This is a genomic window from Candidatus Polarisedimenticolia bacterium (assembly GCA_036001465.1).
Lineage (GTDB): Bacteria > Acidobacteriota > Polarisedimenticolia > Gp22-AA2 > Gp22-AA2 > Gp22-AA3.
Map to the genome: position 1 here is coordinate 32,854 of DASYUH010000015.1, position 16,243 is coordinate 49,096.

The following is a 16,243-nucleotide window of genomic DNA, read 5'->3' on the forward strand; positions in this document are numbered from 1 at the left end:
ACCCGACGCATCCGAAAACTTGACTCACGTGTGAAGATCTCACACGTTGCAGAGATCTAGGGTCGGGACGGGTCGGGAGCGGGAGGCTCGACGCTCTTGCCAGGCTGCAGCCCCTTGCCCTGGATCGGCCGCCGGTCGGGACCGAGCATTTCGCTCGCGGTCACCAGGACGGTCGTGCCGCCGGGCAGGACGCGGGAAATTTGCGCCCTCCCCTTGCCGAACGTCGCGGCCCCGGAGAGCGAGGCGCGGCCGGTGGTCTCGAGCGTGCGCGCCAGCCGCTCGGCGGCGCTGCCGGTCTGGCCGTCCACCAGGACGATGAGCGGACTCTCGATCAGGGCCCCGTCGCCCCCCGTCACCTGGGTCGTCTCTCCGGACCGGCCGACATCGACGCCGGCCTCCTTGCCCGGACCGACGAAGAGATCGCCAATCGCGTCCGCCGATCGGGCGAGGCCGCCCGTGTTGCCCCGCAGGTCGAGGACGATCCCTTCCATCCTGCGCATCCGCTCCAGCGCCGCGCGCACCTCCGCGACGACGCCGGGATCCGTGAGATTGCCCAGCCGGATGTAGCCGAGACCGCCGGGCAGCTCGCCGGTGGCCAGAGTCCGGCTCTGGATCGCCGCCCGGCCGAGCGGATCGGTCGCCGACGTCGATCCGCGCGCCGTCAGGAACAGCGCCGCGGTCTCTTCCGGGTCGCGGAGCCGCGTGTACGGATCGCCGAGCGAGCCGAGCATGGTCGCGATGGCGCGGCAGGTCTCCTCCTCGCCCCGCAGCGCCCCGCGGTAGCGCGTCCTCCACGCGAGCCAGTCCTGGCCGTTGTACGACCGGTCGCGGAACGAGTCGCGGGCGAAGGCCCATGCTTCGCGGTACAGGATGTCGGGGAGCGGCGGAATCGATCCGCGCAACGCCCGGCGCGCCTCCACGTGGCGCCCGGCCGCGGCAAGCGCCAGAGGCAGCTGGCCCCGGGCCAGGCCGAAGTTGTCGGCGGGATCGGCGGCCAGGGCGGCGGCATAGGCGTCCGCCGCAGCCTGGAAGTCTCCCTGTTCGGCGAGGGCCGCGCCCAGGACCGAGAGGATCGGGGCCGACCCTGGAAGGAGGCCCAGCGCGCGCCGCGCCGCCGCTTCCGCCGGCTTCGGCCGGCCCGTGCGCAGGATCGCGAGGGCCAGATCGACGTGCGCCGCGACGCGCGCGGGGTCGAGATCGACCGCGCGCTTCAGCTCTTCGAGCGCCATGCCCTGGTTGCGGCCGATCTCCTGGTAGGCCTCCCCCAGCGCCGAGCGCGCCAGCGCCGAATCGGGGAACGCCGCGACCGTCTGGCGCAGGAGGATCAGCGCCTCGTCCCCCCGTCCCGACCACCAGTGCAGCCTGGCCAGGAGGACGCGCTCGGCAGGCGAGCCCGCTCCCCCCGCGAGGCCGGCCCGCAGCCTGTCCCCCAGCGTGGTCATGAGCCGCGGATTCAGGAACAGGATGTCGCCGGCGATCTCCAGCGTCCAGGGATCGGTCGGATCGCGCCGCAGGGCCTGGTAGAGCGCGTCCGCCGCCCCGTCCCAGCGTTCCGCGGCGGCGAGCAGGAGCGCCCGGCCGCGCAACACGCCGGCGGCGACCTCCACCCCGGCCGTGGATTCCGGTGTGGCGCCGGCGGCCCGCGCCAGCGCCTCCGGGCCCTGGCGTTCGAGATACGAGACGAAACCGCGCAGGGCGACCAGATCATCGGGCCGGGCGGCGTGAAGCGCCCGCCAGGCGTCCCCCTCGCCTGCGGCGTCGTCCGCGGCGAAGGCCAGCGCCGCGAGATTGAACAGTGCGACCGGGTCGCCGGGCCTCGACTTCAGGAGCCGTCTGAACTCGCGCGCGGCCCGCGCGGCGCCCGCGGGGCCCGTGTCGCGCAGTGCCTGCGCCAATCCGAGCCGCGCCTCGTCGTCGGCCGGCGCGATTCCCAGGGCGCCCCGGAACGACTCCGCGGCGGACGCCGCGTCCCCCGCCACCGCCTGCAGTCGCCCGAGCTCGCGCAGGACCGGACCACTCGCCCGGCCGGACGCGGCCTCGCGCAACGCCGCGATCGAGGCCTTGAGCTCGTGCAGCTCCCGGCGCCGCAGATCCGCCGGCTCGTCGTCCGGCCTGGCCGCGAGATAGGCGTCCCATGCGGCGATCGCGGCGGACAGGTCGCCCCGATCCTCCGCCATGCGCGCCCGGATGCCGATCGCCGGAGCGTCCCCGGGCCGCGCCTGGAGGACGGCGTCGATCAGGTGGCCGGCCTCATCGAGGCGCTTCTGCCGGCGACGGGTCTCCGCCAGGACCAGGAGGATGTCCGGGCGCCCGGCGGGTTCGACCCGCTCCAGTGCCTCCTGCAGCAGGACGGCCGCCGCTTCGTGGTCGTAGCCCGTCCTCAGGATCTGGGCCTTCCCGGCATACGCCTCGTAACGCGACGGATTCAGGGCGAGAGCGGCCTCGTATTCCGGCAGCGCCCGGACCGCATCGCCCGTGCGCCGCAGCGTGTCGGCCAGCAGGATGCGAATCTCGTACGTGTGAGGGGCCAGATCGCGCGCCTTGCGATAGGCTGCGATCGCCTCTCGCACCTGGCCGTCCCGCCGGGCCTGGTTCCCCCGCTTGACCAGCTCCTCCACCCCCGTCGGACCCGTCCGGATCGCTTCCGGCGACTGCGCTTCGGTTTTCGATTCTCCGTCGGGCGGCGGCGCGGCGGACGCGGTCCCGGACATCGACGCCGGCGGCAGGCACGAGGCGATGAGCAGCGCGGCGATCCCCGGCAATCTGCCGGGACGGCGGAAGGCGCGGAGTCTCGACGGCGGAGTCACGGGATCCCAAGCGTACGGCGGCAAGACACGCCTGTCAACGACCTGCGACGCCCAACCTCCTCAGTCACCGGTGGCGGGCGGCAGCGCGGCGCGCCTCATGGCTCGCACGCGCGGGATCGCGGTCGCCCATCTCTCTCACATCGCGCGGCTCGAAATCGGCGCGCCGCGCTGCCGCCCGCCACCTGCGATTGAGGATGCCCCTCGTCGCTGTCCGCGTGCAGTCCGCTCCACGTGAAGCCACACGAACCCGCGCGCGGAGAGATGCCCGGCGGTGCGTCGCGGGTCAGACCGCCGCGCCCCTGCCTGGCGCGCAACTCGATGGGGGGATGTCTCCGCGGTCGGGCGAGGGCGCCTCAGGCGACCTGGGTGTCGCGCGTGATCTGCTGGAGGAGAGTGAGCACCATCTCGAGCCGGAACGGCTTGGAGAGGTAGGGACAGCCGGTGGCCTGGAAGAAGGCCTGGGTCTTGGGGCTCGCCAGGTCGCCCGTCGTGAAGATGAAGCGGCGCGCCATCCTGGGCTTGACCTTCAGGAGGCGCTCGTAGAATCCCTGGCCGTCGAGGCCGGGCATCTTGAGATCGGACAGGATCACGTCGTACTCGTTGGCGGTCGCCATCTTGAGCGCCGCCTGGCCGTTGCGCGCCTCGTCCACCTGATGTCCGTGCATCCTCAGGAATTCGGTGAGGAGCTCCACCAGGATCATCTCGTCGTCGACGACCAGCAACCGCAGGCGGGCGGGTGGCGCGCCCGTCGTCTTGGTCTCCTCTTCGGGGGCGCCGTCTCCGCGCTTCTCGCCGACGATCGGCAGGTCGACGTGAATCGTCGTCCCTTCCCCCACGACGCTCTCGGCGGTCACGGCGCCCTGGTGGTCCTTGATGATGGCGCGCGACACGCTCAGGCCGAGGCCGGTTCCTCTGCCGCCTCTCTTGGTCGTGAAGAACGGGTCGAAGATCGACTCGAGCCGGTCCTTCGGAATCCCGGTGCCGCTGTCGGTGAAGCTGGCGCGCAGCATGGAGCCCGACTGTCGCGTCTCGATCACCAGCCGCCGCGGACGGTCGCCCACCTCCATCATGGCGTGGTGCGAGTTGTTGACCACATTCAGGATGACCTGCTGGAGCTGATGGAAATCCAGCATCGTCTTGGGCAGGCGCGGGTCGTAGCGGCGCACCACCTCGACGTTGTCCACCTTGAGCTGGTACTGGCGCAGATCCAGGACGCCGTCGATGACCCGGCCCAGGTCCTCGTACGTCTTCTCGGGCTTGTGCCGGCGGGAGAACGACAGGAGGTTCTGCACGATCTTCTGCGAGCGCACCGCCTCGCCGTGGATGCGATCGAGGTGTTTGCGCGTCTTGGGATTCACCTCACTGGCCAGCAGCAGCTGCGCGAACCCCATGATCCCCGAGAGCGGGTTGTTGAGCTCGTGCGTCACCCCCGAGATCAGAAGGCCGATCGCCGACATCTTCTCGGCCTGCAGGAGCTGCGACTGAGCGGACAGCAACTGCGCCTCCATGCTCTTGATGTCGCGATCGAGGCGCTTCTTCTGGATGGCGTGGCCCATCTGTCCGGCGAAGAGCTCGATGAGCGACAGCGACTCGGCGGCCGGCGGCCCCGCCGCGGGCTCCACGAGCATGACCGTACCGACCAGGGCGGCGCCGGAGCCGTAGAGGGGAATGAACAGGAGGTCCTTCGCCGCGCCGGGACGCAGGCCGCCGTCGTTGCAGGCGGACATGGCGACCAGGTACGAGTTGCCGATCCGACGGCCCTCCCGGAAGATGGATTCGCGCTGTTCCCGCGTCGGCTTGTGGGCGTGGAAATAGTCGACCTGGCGGTCGTCGAAACCGGTAAAGAAGAACTTCAGATCGCCACCGTCATCGTCCAGAAGCGTGAGGACCGCTCGCGTGTAGCCCGAGTGGCCGCGCACCGCTTCGAGAAACAACCGGCACACGGTATCGAGATCGTCCTCCTGGACGATGCGGTTGGCCACCTTGCTGAACTCGGCCACCCGGCGCAGGACGCTCCCGGACGCCTCCACAGCGCCGCCTGACGCGCCGATCGCCGCCGCGACCCGGCCCAGGGCCTCCGGCGGAATTCCCGTCGCCTTCCCCTCCATGCCGCCCGGCACGTTGCTTCCCAGGATCAGGACGCAGCCGGCGCTGTCGCCCACGCCGAGCGGGACGAACGCCGCCTCGGCGACGCCCCGCTTCCTCAGGATCCTGTCTTCGGGGAAAGGGGTGGACTTGTGCAGGTTCGACGAGTACTCCACCGCCCCCTTGCGCAGCACCTGCGCGGCGCGGGAGCCCTTCCGGCGCACCGAATGCGAGGCGTGCCGCTCGTTGGACGGGTGGGCGGTCAGAAGGGTGATCCGTGTCGCGTCGGAGGATGGCAGCGCCAGGCAGATGCGATCGCATGGCAGCAGGTCGCCGATTTCGCGGCAGACCTGCTGAAGAATCTCTTCGGACAAATGTTTCGTCTCGCCGCTGATGCGCAAGGGACTCCGCCGTGCGCGGCTCTAGAGAGACCGATTTCCTCTGACGCATTTGCAATATAAGTTGATCGTAAGCCACAGTCAACATTACGAAAATTAGCATTGACTCCTGTGTGAAGTGTGATAGATTCACGTCTTGTTTCATAGTCAAATTTGCTCTATTACATATACGCAATGAACGGGCAAGATCTGTCGCGCTGGGAGGGCGGGACAATGAATGGAACCGGGTGGTCGCGAGCGGCGATGGTGGCGGGGGGGGTCCTTCTGATCCTGGCGGGGGTCGCGCCCGCCTGGTCCAAAGGTTTGAGATCCAAGGAGAACGGGTCCGCGCTGTGGATTGCCGCCGATCGGGTGACCGGCTTCGTCCCCTTCACGGTCTCGCTTTACGGAAAGGTGAACAGCTCGGTCGAGCCCGGGCGGCTGGAGCTGTGCCGCGAGGCCGCGATGCAGTCCGATTTCACCGGGTCCCGCGACGGCAGGGGGGGCGACGATCCGATGGCCCCGACATCGCGACCCGAGCGCGGTGACTCCGCGAACGAACCGGCCTGCTCCACCGGGACCCTGGTACGGACGGCGGACGGCTTCGACTACAAGCACGAGATGCGCTTCGATCGCCCCGGGGTGTACCGGGTCCGCCTGAGCATGGTGGACCACACCGGCCACCGGGCCATCTCGAACGCCGTCCAGGTGAACGCGCTCTAGGAACCCTCTTTCTTCGGGAGCGGCTTCTTCAGGGCTTCCTGCAGCTCCTTCCGGCTGGCCTCGTCGCCCGTCAGGGTGGCGATCAGCTCGCCGCGTGACGTGGCGTCCGCCAGGAGCTTCCCGACAATCGCCGCCTTCTGGGTGGGGTCGGCCATGAGCTTCTCGACGGCGAGCGCCTTGACGGACACATCGCCCAGAAGCGTCTCGGCCATCTCCTTCTTCGAATCGTTGTTCGTGGCCAGCTTCGTCATGATGTCCCGCTTGGCCACCTCGTCGGTGACGAGCTTGCCGATGAGCTCGTCCTTGGTGGTCGGGTTCATGATCATCTCGTCGACGCTCGAGCCGCATCCGACCAGGGCCATCCCGATCAGCGCGGCCCCGATCACGACGCTCGTGCTGCGCGCAGCGTTCATGCTCCTGTCTCCTCCTCGATTCGTGGATCCTGGGTGGACTGTCTAGCTCGCCGGGGTGGGGGCCGCCACCTTCTCGTCCTTCTTGGCCGGCGCCGCCCGGCGCTTCTCCATGGCCAGGGCGACGCGGCGCGCGCGCTGCCATCTCTTCAGCTTCTTGGCGAACAACCGCCGCTTGTCCGGAGCCATGGACGGCCCCTTCTCGGCGATCTTCTTCGTGAGCCGGTCGATTCTCGTCTTCAATTGGCCGGATGTGGCCATGTGGCGCCTCCAGTCGAACCCTTGATGGAAGGGGCGGGAGCGTAGCATCGCCCGGCGCCACGCGTCAAGCGCGTGATGGTAGAATCGCCCGCCATGAGCGGTGCGGACAACGCGCGGGGGCGCCCGCGGCGGCGCCTGACCCTGACCGACTACATCGTGCGGGTGCCCCTCGGCCTCCTCTCGCTCCTGCTCCTGGCGATCGTCGCGGTGCCGGCGATGATCTGCATGACCGCCCTGTACTATGCCTCGCGCTGGGCCTCGACCCTGTTCGGCCGCCGTCGCCCGTCCCGGGCGGAGGGGGCCAATCGCGAGGAGCGCGTCGCTTGACGCCGGGCGGAATGCCGATCCCGCCGCCTGCGTGAGCGGGCTCCGGCCGTTCCGCAGGCTCCCCCTGCCTCCGTTCCCCGGGTATCTCAAGGCGCTGGGCCCGGGCATCGTCTGGCTGGCGCTGGCGCAGGGCAGCGGCGAGCTGATCTGGTGGCCGTACGTCGTGGCGCGCTACGGCCTGGCGTTCCTGTTTCTGCTCGTCCCCGCCTGCCTCATCCAGTGGCCGGTGAACTACGCGATCGGCCGTTACACGATCCTGACCGGCGAGTCGATCGTGCGCGGGTTCCTGCGCCTGAACCGCGGCTTCGGGATCGCTCTCTGGGTCCTGCTCGCGCTGTCGTTCGTCTGGGTCGGGGCGTTCGCCTCCGCCGGCGGGACCGCCCTCGCCGCGCTCGTCGACTGGCCGGCCGGATGGGGCGACCGCGCCCGCACCATCCTGTGGGCCTATGTGTCGATGACGCTCCTGCTCGGAGCGTTTCTCGTCAGCCGCCGCTTCTACCGGTTCATCGAATGGTTCATGTGGATCGTGTCGCTGGGCACTCTGGCGGGGCTCGTGCTGGCCTGCTCCCACCCGGCGGTGCTCGCCGCCCTCCCCTCGTTCCTCGCGGGCCTGGTGCGCCCCGAATGGCCCCCACCCCGGCCATGGGACCCGGGCGACGCGACGCGTCTGCTGACCGCCATCACGTTCGCCGGCCTCGGCGGCTTCTGGACGCTGTTCTATTCCTACTGGCTGCGCGCCAAGGGGGCCGGGATGGCGGGCCACCTCGAGGCGGCCGCTCCCGCGGCCGGCGCCGTCGCGTCGGCGGCGCAGGAGGAGCCGCTCCTTCCGGATCGGGGCGGGCCGCAGCTTCGCCTCTGGCAGCGCTTTCTGCTGTTCGATTCCGGCGTCGGCGTCCTCGGAAACCTGGCGACGACCCTGATGACCTGCCTCCTGGCCTGGGCGCTTCTCTTTCCGCGGGGCCTCTACCCCGAGGGGTACCACCTGGCGGTGGTGCAGAGCGAGTTCTTCTCCGTGCGCTTCGGCGGCGTCGGGCGCGTCCTGTTCCTGATCGTCGCGGCCGCCTTCCTGTGCGACACCTGGATCGGCACGATGGATACGGTCGCGCGCGTGCACGCGGACGTCTGCCGCGCCGTCTTCCCGCGCTGCGCGGCCGTTCCGGCGCGGCGGCTTTACTACATCTTCCTGGGGGCCGGGTCGGGGCTCACGATCGTCACGCTGCCGCTCGGCGAGCCGGGGGCCCTCATCCTCATGACCGCGGTGATCGGGTTCGTCGGCACGGTCATCTACACCTGGGCTCTCGTCTTCCTCGACCGGATCGTCCTGCCGCGCCTCGCCCCGGATCTCGACCCCGCGGGGGCCGCGTCACGCAGCCTGCTCGTCCTCTCGGGCGTCGCCTACACCCTCCTCGCGGTGCTGTACCTCATGGCGCTCCTGCGCTGACCGGGGCCCGGGAGCCTGTCCGTGCCCCGGGCCGGATCCCCGCGGTCACTCCTCCCGCAGCGCCCGCATCGGATCGATGCGCGAGGCGCGGCGGGCCGGAAGGAAGGACGCCCACCAGGCGACGGCGGCGAGGATCGCCGCGATGGTCAGGAAGGTGGACAGGTCGTTCGGCTGGACGGCGAAGAGCAGGCTTGCCAGGAAGCGCGTGACCGCGAGCGCGGCGCCGGCACCGAGGACCAGGCCGATCGCGGTCAGCTTCATCCCGTGGCGGACGACCATCCGGACGACGTCGCCCGAGCGCGCCCCGAGCGCCATCCGGATGCCGATCTCGCGCGTCCGCTGCGCCACCGAGTACGAGATGACGCCGTACAGCCCGACCGCCGCCAGGACCAGCGCGACGGACGCGAAGATCCCCAGGAGCAGCATCGCGAAGCGGCGCGTGACCAGGGTGGAATCCAGGACCTGCTCCATGGTCTCGACGCGGAACACCGGCAGGCCGCCGTCGAGGTCGCGCACGGCCCCCCGCGCCGCCGGGACCATCGAAGCGGGATGGGTGGCGGTGCGCAGCACCAGGGTCATCCCGCGGCGGGGCATCTGGGTCGAGGGGATGTAATACTGCTCCTTCACCCTCCCGTCGAGCCCGTACTTCTTGACGTGTCCGACGACGCCGACGATCTCGCGCCAGACCGGCTTGTCGTCCGAGCCCTCGAAGTAGAGCCTCATCCGGTGCCCGACCGCATCCCCGGCCGGCCAGTACCGATCGGCCAGCACCTGGTCGATGACCGCGACCTTCGTCGCCTCGGGCCCGTCGCGCGGCTCGAAGAAGCGCCCTGTGACGAGCGGGATGCCGAGGGCCCTGAAGTAGTCGTGGCTGATGACGTGCGAGTCGCCGTGCGGGGACGGCTGTCCCTCCTGGACCTGCAGCCCTTCGATGGCGAACGAGGCGCTGGCGTTGTCCCCCCCCATCGGCAGGTTGGAGATGGTCGCGGCCGACACCACGCCGGGGAGGGCCGATGCCCGGCGCAGCAGCTCGTCGAAGAAGGCGGCCACTTGGCCGTCCTCGGCGTACCGGCTCTGCGGCAGGGTCAGGCGCATCGTCAGGACGTGGTCGGGCCGGAAGCCCGGATCGACGGCGCGCAGCCGGACGAAGCTGCGGATGAGCAGCCCCGCCCCGACCAGGAGCACGAGCGCCACGGCCACCTGCGATACCACGAAGACCCCGAGCAGCCGATGGCCGCGCCGGCCGAGCCCCTCGCCGCGCCCCCCCTCCTTGAGCATGCTGTTGAAGTCGAGCCGCGCGGTCTGCAGCGCCGGCGCCAGCCCGAAGACCATCCCGGTCAGAATCGACACGACGAGCGTGAAGACGAGCGCCGTCGCGTCGAGGCCGATCGTCCGGCCCCCCAGGACCATCTGCACCGCCGCGTCCGGCGCCGCAGCCACGAGGACCTTGAGCCCGAGGAAGGCGACGAGGAGCCCGAGCGCCCCGCCCGCCGCCCCGAGCACGACGCTCTCGGTCAGGAGCTGGCGGACCACGCGGAGGCGCCCCGCGCCGAGGGCCGAGCGGATCGCCATCTCCCTCTGCCGCGCGGTGGCGCGGGCCAGGAGCAGGTTGGCGACGTTCGAGCAGGCGATGAGCAGCACGCAGCCGACCGCCGCCAGGAGCACCAGGAGCGAGGGCCTGACCTCGCCGGTCATCTCGTCCAGGAGTGGGAACAGGCGCGGGCTCCAGCCTTCGACGTAGAACTCCTTCCGAAGTCGCGAGCCGATTCCGTCCATCTCCGAACCGGCCTGCTGAAGCGTCACGCCCGGCTTCAGGCGCGCCACGCCGATCAGGAACTCGTTGCCGTGGTTGCCGGGAGCCGTCTGCTCGACGGTGAAGGCGATCGGCTTGTACAGGTCGGCCGGCTGGAAGAAGACGAAGTGTGGCGGCATGACGCCGACGACGGTGTGCGTCTCGCCGTTGAGCTCGAGCGTCTTCCCGAGGATCCCGGCGTCGCCGCCAAAGCGCCGCTGCCAGAGTCCGTGGCTGAGGATCACGACCCGCTCGCCGCCCGGAGCGTCCTCCTCCTTCAGGAAATCCCGGCCGAGCATCGGCGGCACGCCGAGGGTCGCCAGGAAGTTGCCCGTCACCCGCGCCCCCTGGACGCGCTCCGGGTCCCCCGCGCCGGTGAGGTTGGCGCTCCAGTTGGCCGCGGCCGCCACGCTCTCGAACCCCTGCACGTGGTCCCGGTACTCGAGGTAGGACGGGACCGACAGCGACGCCTTCGGCAGGTTCATCTGCGCGTACTCGTGCCAGATCATCACGAGCCGCCCGGGGTCCCGATACGGCAGCGGGCGCAGAAGGACCGCGTCGACGACGCTGAACATGGCGGTGTTGGCGCCGATCCCGAGCGCCAGCGCCAGGAGGGCCACGACCGTGAAGGCGGGCCGCGACCGGAGCATCCTGAGGCCGTAGCGCAGATCCTGCAGCAGAGTGTCCATCACGTCCCCTCCACGGATAGGAGCCTGTCCGAGTATCGGGCCGGCCTCCTGGTTCGCGCCCACGATTCTATCCCCTCGGAGGCGGTCCGCGTGTTCGGCCGGTCCCGGCCTCATGTTCGGACAGCTCCTGCCGCGAGCGGCCCGCACGGGTCCCGTTGTTGCAGGATGCGGACCGCGGCGGAATGTTTGCGCTTTTTTGGTTGACGCGCCGGGACACAGTGGTATTTTATGCAAGCTTATGAATAAAGTTGCAGTCTTCGACAAGAGCCGTCCGACGACCAAGGCGCACCGACAGGGGATCATCCGGTCGTTCGTGCGCACCGGACCGGCCCGCAGCCAGCGGGAGATGCTGGGGCGCCTGCAGACCGCCGGGGTGCGCGTCACCCAGGCGACGCTGTCCCGCGACCTGCACGAGCTGGGCCTGGTCAAGGGCCCGTCCGGCTATCTCGAAGCGGACGCGCCCGCATCCGGCCCCGCATCGGACCGCATGCTGGAGCAGATGGAACGCATGATGCGCACCCACCTGACGGGCGCGGCCCGCGCCGGGAACCTGGTCGTCCTCAAGACCTCCCCCGGGCTGGCCCATGCGCTCGGTGTCGCCCTCGACCGCGCCGCGCTCGACGAGGTGGTCGGCACCGTATCGGGAGACGACACGCTCTTCGCCGCCACCCCGAGCCCGTCGCGCGCCCGGGCCCTGGAGCGCAGGCTCCGCGGGCTCCTCGGGTGCCGGTAGCGACGCGAAACGCCATTCGTTGCGGCCGGTCCCGAACGAAGGGGCCGGCCGAATTTTTTTGCGGAGTCGAGGATGTCCGACGGCAGAATCGTGGTGGATCGAAAGGCGGGCGGGCGCGCCGGCGACGGCCGCGCCGGCGTGGCGATCTTCGGCGCCACCGGCTACGCCGGGCGCGAGGCGGCGCGCCTTCTCGAAGCCCACCCGTACTTCCAGCTCGCCGCGGTCTTCGGCGGGCCGGATCGCGACGGCGCGCCCCTGGGATCGATCCATCCGTCCCTGCGCGGTGTCGTGGACCTGCCGTGCCGCGGCCTCGACACGGACGGCCAGGGGGCGGCGGCCGCGGGGCCGGGGGACCGCGGCATCGGCCGGGTCGTGGCGGAGCTCGGCCGGCAGGGCGCGGCGCTGGCGCTTCTCGCGACCCCCGAGGAGACTTCGATCCGACTGGCCGGGCCGCTCCTCGACGCCGGGATTCGCGTCGTCGATCTCAGCGGCGCGTTCCGCCTGCGTCCGAAGGGGCTCTATCCCGAGTGGTACGGGTTCGAGCACGAAGCGCCGGAGCTGCTGGCGAGCGCGACTTACGGCCTCAGCGAGTGGAGCCGCGCCGCGATCGGCCCTGCCTCCCTGGTGGCCAACCCGGGCTGCTACCCGACCGCCGCTCTCCTGGCCCTTCTGCCCCTGCGGCGCGCCGGGCTCCTCGACACCGGGTCGCCCGTGATGATCCACGCGGTCTCCGGCGCCTCGGGGGCGGGGCGGCGCCTGCGCGAAGACCTGCTGTTCTGCGAGGTCGAAGGCTCGATCCGGCCCTACGGCCAGCCGCGCCACCGGCACCTGGCGGAGATCGCCCAGGGCGCCGGACTGGCGCCCGGGGAGGAGGTCCTGTTCCTGCCGCACCTCGCGCCGATCGATCGCGGCCTCCTCTGCACGATCAGCGCGCGACTGCGGGACGGGGCCGCCGCGCCCGACGTCGCCTCGGCGTACGAGAACGCGTACGCCGGCGAGCCGTTCGTGCGGCTCCTGGGAGAAGGATGCCTTCCGTCCACGAGCGACGTGCGCGGCACCAACTCGTGCGCCATCGGCTGGACCTGCGATGCGGCCCATCGGCGCGCCACGCTCTTCGCCGCCATCGACAACCTGGTGAAGGGGGCCGCCGGCCAGGCGGTGCAGAACCTCAATCTCATGGCCGGCCGTTCCGAGGCCGAGGGGTTGCCGAGATGACGCGCCGACTCACCGTCGCCAAGATCGGCGGCAGCGTCCTGGAGAGCTCCCCCGCCGGAGAGGCGGTGCTCGATCGCATCGCCGCCGCCTGGAGGGCGGGCGAGGACGTTCTGGTGGTGCACGGCGGCGGAGCGGAGCTGAGCCGCTGGCTGTCGCGGCTCGGCATCCCCAGCCGGTTCGTCGGCGGCCAGCGGGCGACCAGCGAGGAGGTCCTCCAGGTGGCGCTCATGGTCCTGGGCGGCCTGGTCAACGGGCAGATCGTCGAGGGACTCGTGCGGCGCGGCTGCGCCGCGATCGGCCTGACGGGCGCCGACGGATCGGGGACCCTGGCCGTGCCCGCCGGCGACGGTCTGGGGGCGGTCGGGCGGGTCGCGTCGGTGAATGCGCGCTTCTACCGCGACCTGCTCGCGGCGCGCCGCCTTCCGGTCGTCGCGAGCCTGGCCCTGGGCCCGGACCACGGCTTCCTGAACGTCAACGCCGATCTGATGGCGGCGGCGCTGGCCGCCGGGCTGCGCGCGGGCCGCCTGCTCTTCATGACCGACGTGGAGGGGGTGGCGGCCGAAGACGGGTCGGTCATCCGAACCCTGACGAGGCGCGGCCTCGATCGGCTCATCGAATCGGGAGCGGCCCACGACGGGATGATCCCGAAGCTCCTCGCCTGCCGGCAGGCGCTGCGCTCGCGCGTGCCCGAGATCCGGATCGCCCCGCGCTTCCCCGGATCGCCCGGCGCCGTCTGCGGGACGCGCATCGTCGCCGCGCCGGCGGCGCGCTCCGCCCGGCCAGGAGGAGGCCTGCCGTGAGCGCCCGATCGCTCGAGACCGGCACGGCGGCGATGGACCACGCCCTCGGCCTGGAGGCGCGCCACCTGTTTCCGACGTACGCGCGCTCGGGGCTTCGCGCGGTGGGGGGTTCGGGCTGCCGGCTTTACGACGACGCCGGTCGCGAGTATCTCGACATGCTCGGAGGGATCGCGGTGAACGCCCTCGGCCACGCGCACCCGCGGATCGTCGCCGCGCTGCGCGAGGCGGCCGGGGAGGAGCGGCTCCTGCTGCACTGCTCGAATCTCTACCACCACCCGTATCAGGGGCCGCTGGCGGCGCGCCTGGCGGCGCTCTTCGGCCTGCCGCGCGCCTTCTTCTGCAACAGCGGCAGCGAGGCGGTCGAGGCGGCGCTGAAGCTGGCGCGCGCCCGGGCACGGCGCGTCCTGGGTCTCGCCGCCTCGGAGCCACCGGAGATCGTCGCGCTGCATGGATCGTTTCACGGACGGACGGCGCTGGCTCTCTCGGTCACCGGCCAGGAGACATACCGCGCGCCGTTCGTGCCGCTGGTGCCCGGCGTCACCTTCGTCGCGCCCGACGACACCGAGGCGCTGGCGCGCGCCGCCTCACCGCGGACCGCGGCGATCCTCCTCGAGCCCGTGCAGGGTGAGGGGGGCGTGCGCCCCCTGTCTCCGGGATTCGTGCAGGCGGCGCGGGCCGCATGCGACGCCACGGGGGCGCTGCTCATCGCCGATGAGGTGCAGTGCGGCCTGGGGCGCACCGGCGCCTGGTCGGCCTGCCGCCAGGCCGGCGTCGCGCCCGACCTGATCACCCTCGCCAAGCCGCTCGCCGCCGGCCTGCCGCTCGGCGCCCTGCTCGGCCGCGACGATCTGGCCGAGGATTTCGGTCCCGGCTCGCACGGCTCGACCTTCGGCGGCGGCCCGCTCGCCTGCCGCCTGGCTCTCGCCTTTCTCGACGCGGTCGAGGCGGAGGGCCTGCTCGCCGCCGCCCAGGAGCGCGGCCGGAGGCTGGCCGCCGGGCTCGCGGCGATCGCCGCGAACGGCGCGGGCGGCTTCGCCACGGTCGATCCGGCCGGTCCCATCGAGGAGGTCCGCGGGCGGGGGCTGATGATCGGCGTCGCCCTGCGCCGGCCGGCGGCCGGGGTCGTGGAGGCGCTGTTCGAGCGGGGCATCGTCACCGGCACCGCGGGAGAGCGGGTGCTGCGCCTGCTGCCCCCCTATGTCATCTCGGACGGGGAGATCGATCGCTTTCTCGACGCGTTCGCGTCCGTGCTGCGTGGAGGCGGGGAATGAGGCCCGGGGTCAAGCGCGCCGTGCTCGCCTATTCGGGCGGCCTGGACACCTCGATCATCATCCCCTGGCTCAAGGAGACCTACGGCTGCGAGGTGATCGCCATGGTGGCCGACGTCGGCCAGGGTGACGAGCTGTCCGGGCTCGAGCGCCGGGCGCTCAACTCCGGGGCCGACCACTTCGTGCGGCGCGATCTCCGGGCCGCCTTCGTCCACGAGCAGATCTGGCCGGCGCTCCGCGCGGGGGCCGTGTACGAGAACGGCTACCTGCTCGGCACGGCGCTCGCACGCCCGGTCATCGCGCGCGAGCAGGTGCGCGTGGCGCTCATGCACGGCGCCGATGCGCTGGCCCACGGCTGCACCGGCAAGGGGAACGACCAGGTGCGCTTCGAGCTGGTGTACCAGTCGCTGGCTCCCGGCCTGCGCATCCTCGCGCCCTGGCGGGAATGGTCCATCCGCTCGCGTGAGGAGGCGATCGACTATGCCGCCGCGCGCGGCGTCCCCGTTCCCGTCACCCGGCAGTCCCCTTACAGCCGCGACCGGAATCTGTGGCACGTCAGCCACGAGGGAGGCCCCCTGGAGGACCCGGCCGTCGAGCCGTCCGCGGACGTGTTCGTGCTGACCCGCGATCCGGACGGAGCGCCGGCGGCGGGGATCGAGGTCACCGTGGGGTTCGAAGCCGGCGTGCCGGTGGCGCTGGACGGAGAGCGACTGGACGGCGTCCCCCTCATCGAGCGCCTGAACCGTCTCGCCGGCGAGCAGGGGGTCGGGCGCGCGGACCTGGTCGAGAACCGCCTCGTCGGCATCAAGTCGCGCGGCGTGTACGAGACGCCGGCCGGCACGGTTCTCGTGCGGGCGCACCGCGAGCTCGAGTCGCTCTGCCTCGACCGCGCCACGCAGCATGTCAAGCAGCGCCTCGCCGAGCGCTATGCCGAGCTGGTCTACGACGGCCTCTGGTACACGCCGCTCCGCCTGGCGCTCGACGCGTTCGTCGCCAGGACCCAGGAGAACCTGGCCGGAGAGGTGACCCTCCGCCTGCGGCGCGGGACGATCACCGTCGTCGGGCGCCGCTCGCCGCACTCGCTCTACGACGCCGCTCTCGGCTCGTTCGTCATGGGAGAGGAGTACGACCCGAAGCACGCCGAGGGGTTCATCCGTCTGTTCGGCCTCTCGACGCGCGGGGCGCAGCCCGAAGCGATCGACGGGGACGCGGCGTCCGATGCCGCGTCCTCGCACGCTCCCGCCCTGCCCATCCGCCCGCGGACCGCGGCGCGCTCAGGTGGCGCGCTCAAAGGGGTGCGGCCTTGAGCCGCCGC

General features: G+C 71.5%; 13 protein-coding genes. 8 read left to right on the plus strand and 5 right to left on the minus strand.

The features are described 5' to 3' along the window. Positions 1-56 precede the first annotated feature (56 nt). Both VGV60_03905 and VGV60_03910 read right to left on the minus strand, forming a co-directional pair. Positions 57-2,807, minus strand: coding sequence for a S41 family peptidase (locus tag VGV60_03905; GenBank protein HEV8700400.1), 2,751 nt, complete (start codon positions 2,805-2,807; stop codon positions 57-59). Positions 2,808-3,160: 353 nt separating this feature from the next. Continuing rightward, positions 3,161-5,266, minus strand: coding sequence for an ATP-binding protein (locus VGV60_03910; GenBank protein HEV8700401.1), 2,106 nt, complete (start codon positions 5,264-5,266; stop codon positions 3,161-3,163). Positions 5,267-5,503: 237 nt separating this feature from the next. Between VGV60_03910 and VGV60_03915 the strand changes: the two genes are divergently transcribed. Next, complete coding sequence (locus tag VGV60_03915) at positions 5,504-5,992, plus strand: hypothetical protein (GenBank protein HEV8700402.1); 489 nt, start codon at positions 5,504-5,506, stop codon at positions 5,990-5,992. Here VGV60_03915 and VGV60_03920 read toward each other — a convergent pair. Then, positions 5,989-6,405, minus strand: coding sequence for a hypothetical protein (locus tag VGV60_03920; protein HEV8700403.1), 417 nt, complete (start codon positions 6,403-6,405; stop codon positions 5,989-5,991). The genes VGV60_03915 and VGV60_03920 overlap by 4 nt on opposite strands. A 42-nt stretch (positions 6,406-6,447) precedes the next feature. Continuing rightward, a complete protein-coding gene (locus tag VGV60_03925) occupies positions 6,448-6,663 on the minus strand; it encodes a hypothetical protein (GenBank protein ID HEV8700404.1) in 216 nt (71 codons plus the stop codon). A 93-nt stretch (positions 6,664-6,756) separates the two neighbouring features. On the opposite strand from VGV60_03925, the gene VGV60_03930 reads away from it, so the two are divergent. Beyond that, entirely contained in the window at positions 6,757-6,990 is a 234-nt protein-coding gene (locus VGV60_03930; protein ID HEV8700405.1) for a hypothetical protein, read from the plus strand. A 31-nt stretch (positions 6,991-7,021) separates the two neighbouring features. Continuing rightward, complete coding sequence (locus VGV60_03935; protein ID HEV8700406.1) at positions 7,022-8,431, plus strand: Nramp family divalent metal transporter; 1,410 nt, start codon at positions 7,022-7,024, stop codon at positions 8,429-8,431. 45 nt (positions 8,432-8,476) lie between these two features. Here VGV60_03935 and VGV60_03940 read toward each other — a convergent pair whose 3' ends face one another. Further along, the gene (locus VGV60_03940; GenBank protein ID HEV8700407.1) at positions 8,477-10,912 is read right to left on the minus strand and encodes an ABC transporter permease; all 2,436 of its coding nucleotides are present in this window, start codon (positions 10,910-10,912) and stop codon (positions 8,477-8,479) included. 238 nt (positions 10,913-11,150) lie between these two features. Here VGV60_03940 and VGV60_03945 point away from each other — a divergent pair, with 238 nt between their 5' ends. From VGV60_03945 to VGV60_03965, 5 genes are all read left to right on the plus strand, one after another. Then, the gene (locus tag VGV60_03945) at positions 11,151-11,645 is read left to right on the plus strand and encodes a hypothetical protein (protein HEV8700408.1); all 495 of its coding nucleotides are present in this window, start codon (positions 11,151-11,153) and stop codon (positions 11,643-11,645) included. Between the two features lie 72 nt (positions 11,646-11,717). Further along, complete coding sequence (gene argC, locus VGV60_03950) at positions 11,718-12,860, plus strand: N-acetyl-gamma-glutamyl-phosphate reductase (protein HEV8700409.1); 1,143 nt, start codon at positions 11,718-11,720, stop codon at positions 12,858-12,860. Beyond that, the gene (argB, locus tag VGV60_03955) at positions 12,857-13,660 is read left to right on the plus strand and encodes an acetylglutamate kinase (GenBank protein HEV8700410.1); all 804 of its coding nucleotides are present in this window, start codon (positions 12,857-12,859) and stop codon (positions 13,658-13,660) included. Before argC ends, argB begins: the two co-directional genes overlap by 4 nt. Then, a complete protein-coding gene (locus VGV60_03960) occupies positions 13,657-14,931 on the plus strand; it encodes an acetylornithine transaminase (GenBank protein HEV8700411.1) in 1,275 nt (424 codons plus the stop codon). The genes argB and VGV60_03960 overlap by 4 nt, the downstream gene beginning before the upstream one ends. Beyond that, positions 14,928-16,235: an argininosuccinate synthase gene (locus VGV60_03965; GenBank protein ID HEV8700412.1), complete on the plus strand. Its 1,308-nt coding sequence runs from the start codon at positions 14,928-14,930 to the stop codon at positions 16,233-16,235. The genes VGV60_03960 and VGV60_03965 overlap by 4 nt, the downstream gene beginning before the upstream one ends. Positions 16,236-16,243: the final 8 nt, after the last annotated feature.

Excerpts from the sequence above, each read along its gene's own strand:
- VGV60_03925 (HEV8700404.1), bottom strand. The coding sequence starts at position 6,663 with ATGGCCACATCCGGCCAATTGAAGACGAGAATCGACCGGCTCACGAAG.
- argB (HEV8700410.1), top strand. The coding sequence starts at position 12,857 with ATGACGCGCCGACTCACCGTCGCCAAGATCGGCGGCAGCGTCCTGGAG.
- argC (HEV8700409.1), top strand. The coding sequence starts at position 11,718 with ATGTCCGACGGCAGAATCGTGGTGGATCGAAAGGCGGGCGGGCGCGCC.
- VGV60_03920 (HEV8700403.1), bottom strand. The coding sequence starts at position 6,405 with ATGAACGCTGCGCGCAGCACGAGCGTCGTGATCGGGGCCGCGCTGATC.
- VGV60_03930 (HEV8700405.1), top strand. The coding sequence starts at position 6,757 with ATGAGCGGTGCGGACAACGCGCGGGGGCGCCCGCGGCGGCGCCTGACC.
- VGV60_03945 (HEV8700408.1), top strand. The coding sequence starts at position 11,151 with ATGAATAAAGTTGCAGTCTTCGACAAGAGCCGTCCGACGACCAAGGCG.
- VGV60_03940 (HEV8700407.1), bottom strand. The coding sequence starts at position 10,912 with ATGGACACTCTGCTGCAGGATCTGCGCTACGGCCTCAGGATGCTCCGG.
- VGV60_03965 (HEV8700412.1), top strand. The coding sequence starts at position 14,928 with ATGAGGCCCGGGGTCAAGCGCGCCGTGCTCGCCTATTCGGGCGGCCTG.
- VGV60_03915 (HEV8700402.1), top strand. The coding sequence starts at position 5,504 with ATGAATGGAACCGGGTGGTCGCGAGCGGCGATGGTGGCGGGGGGGGTC.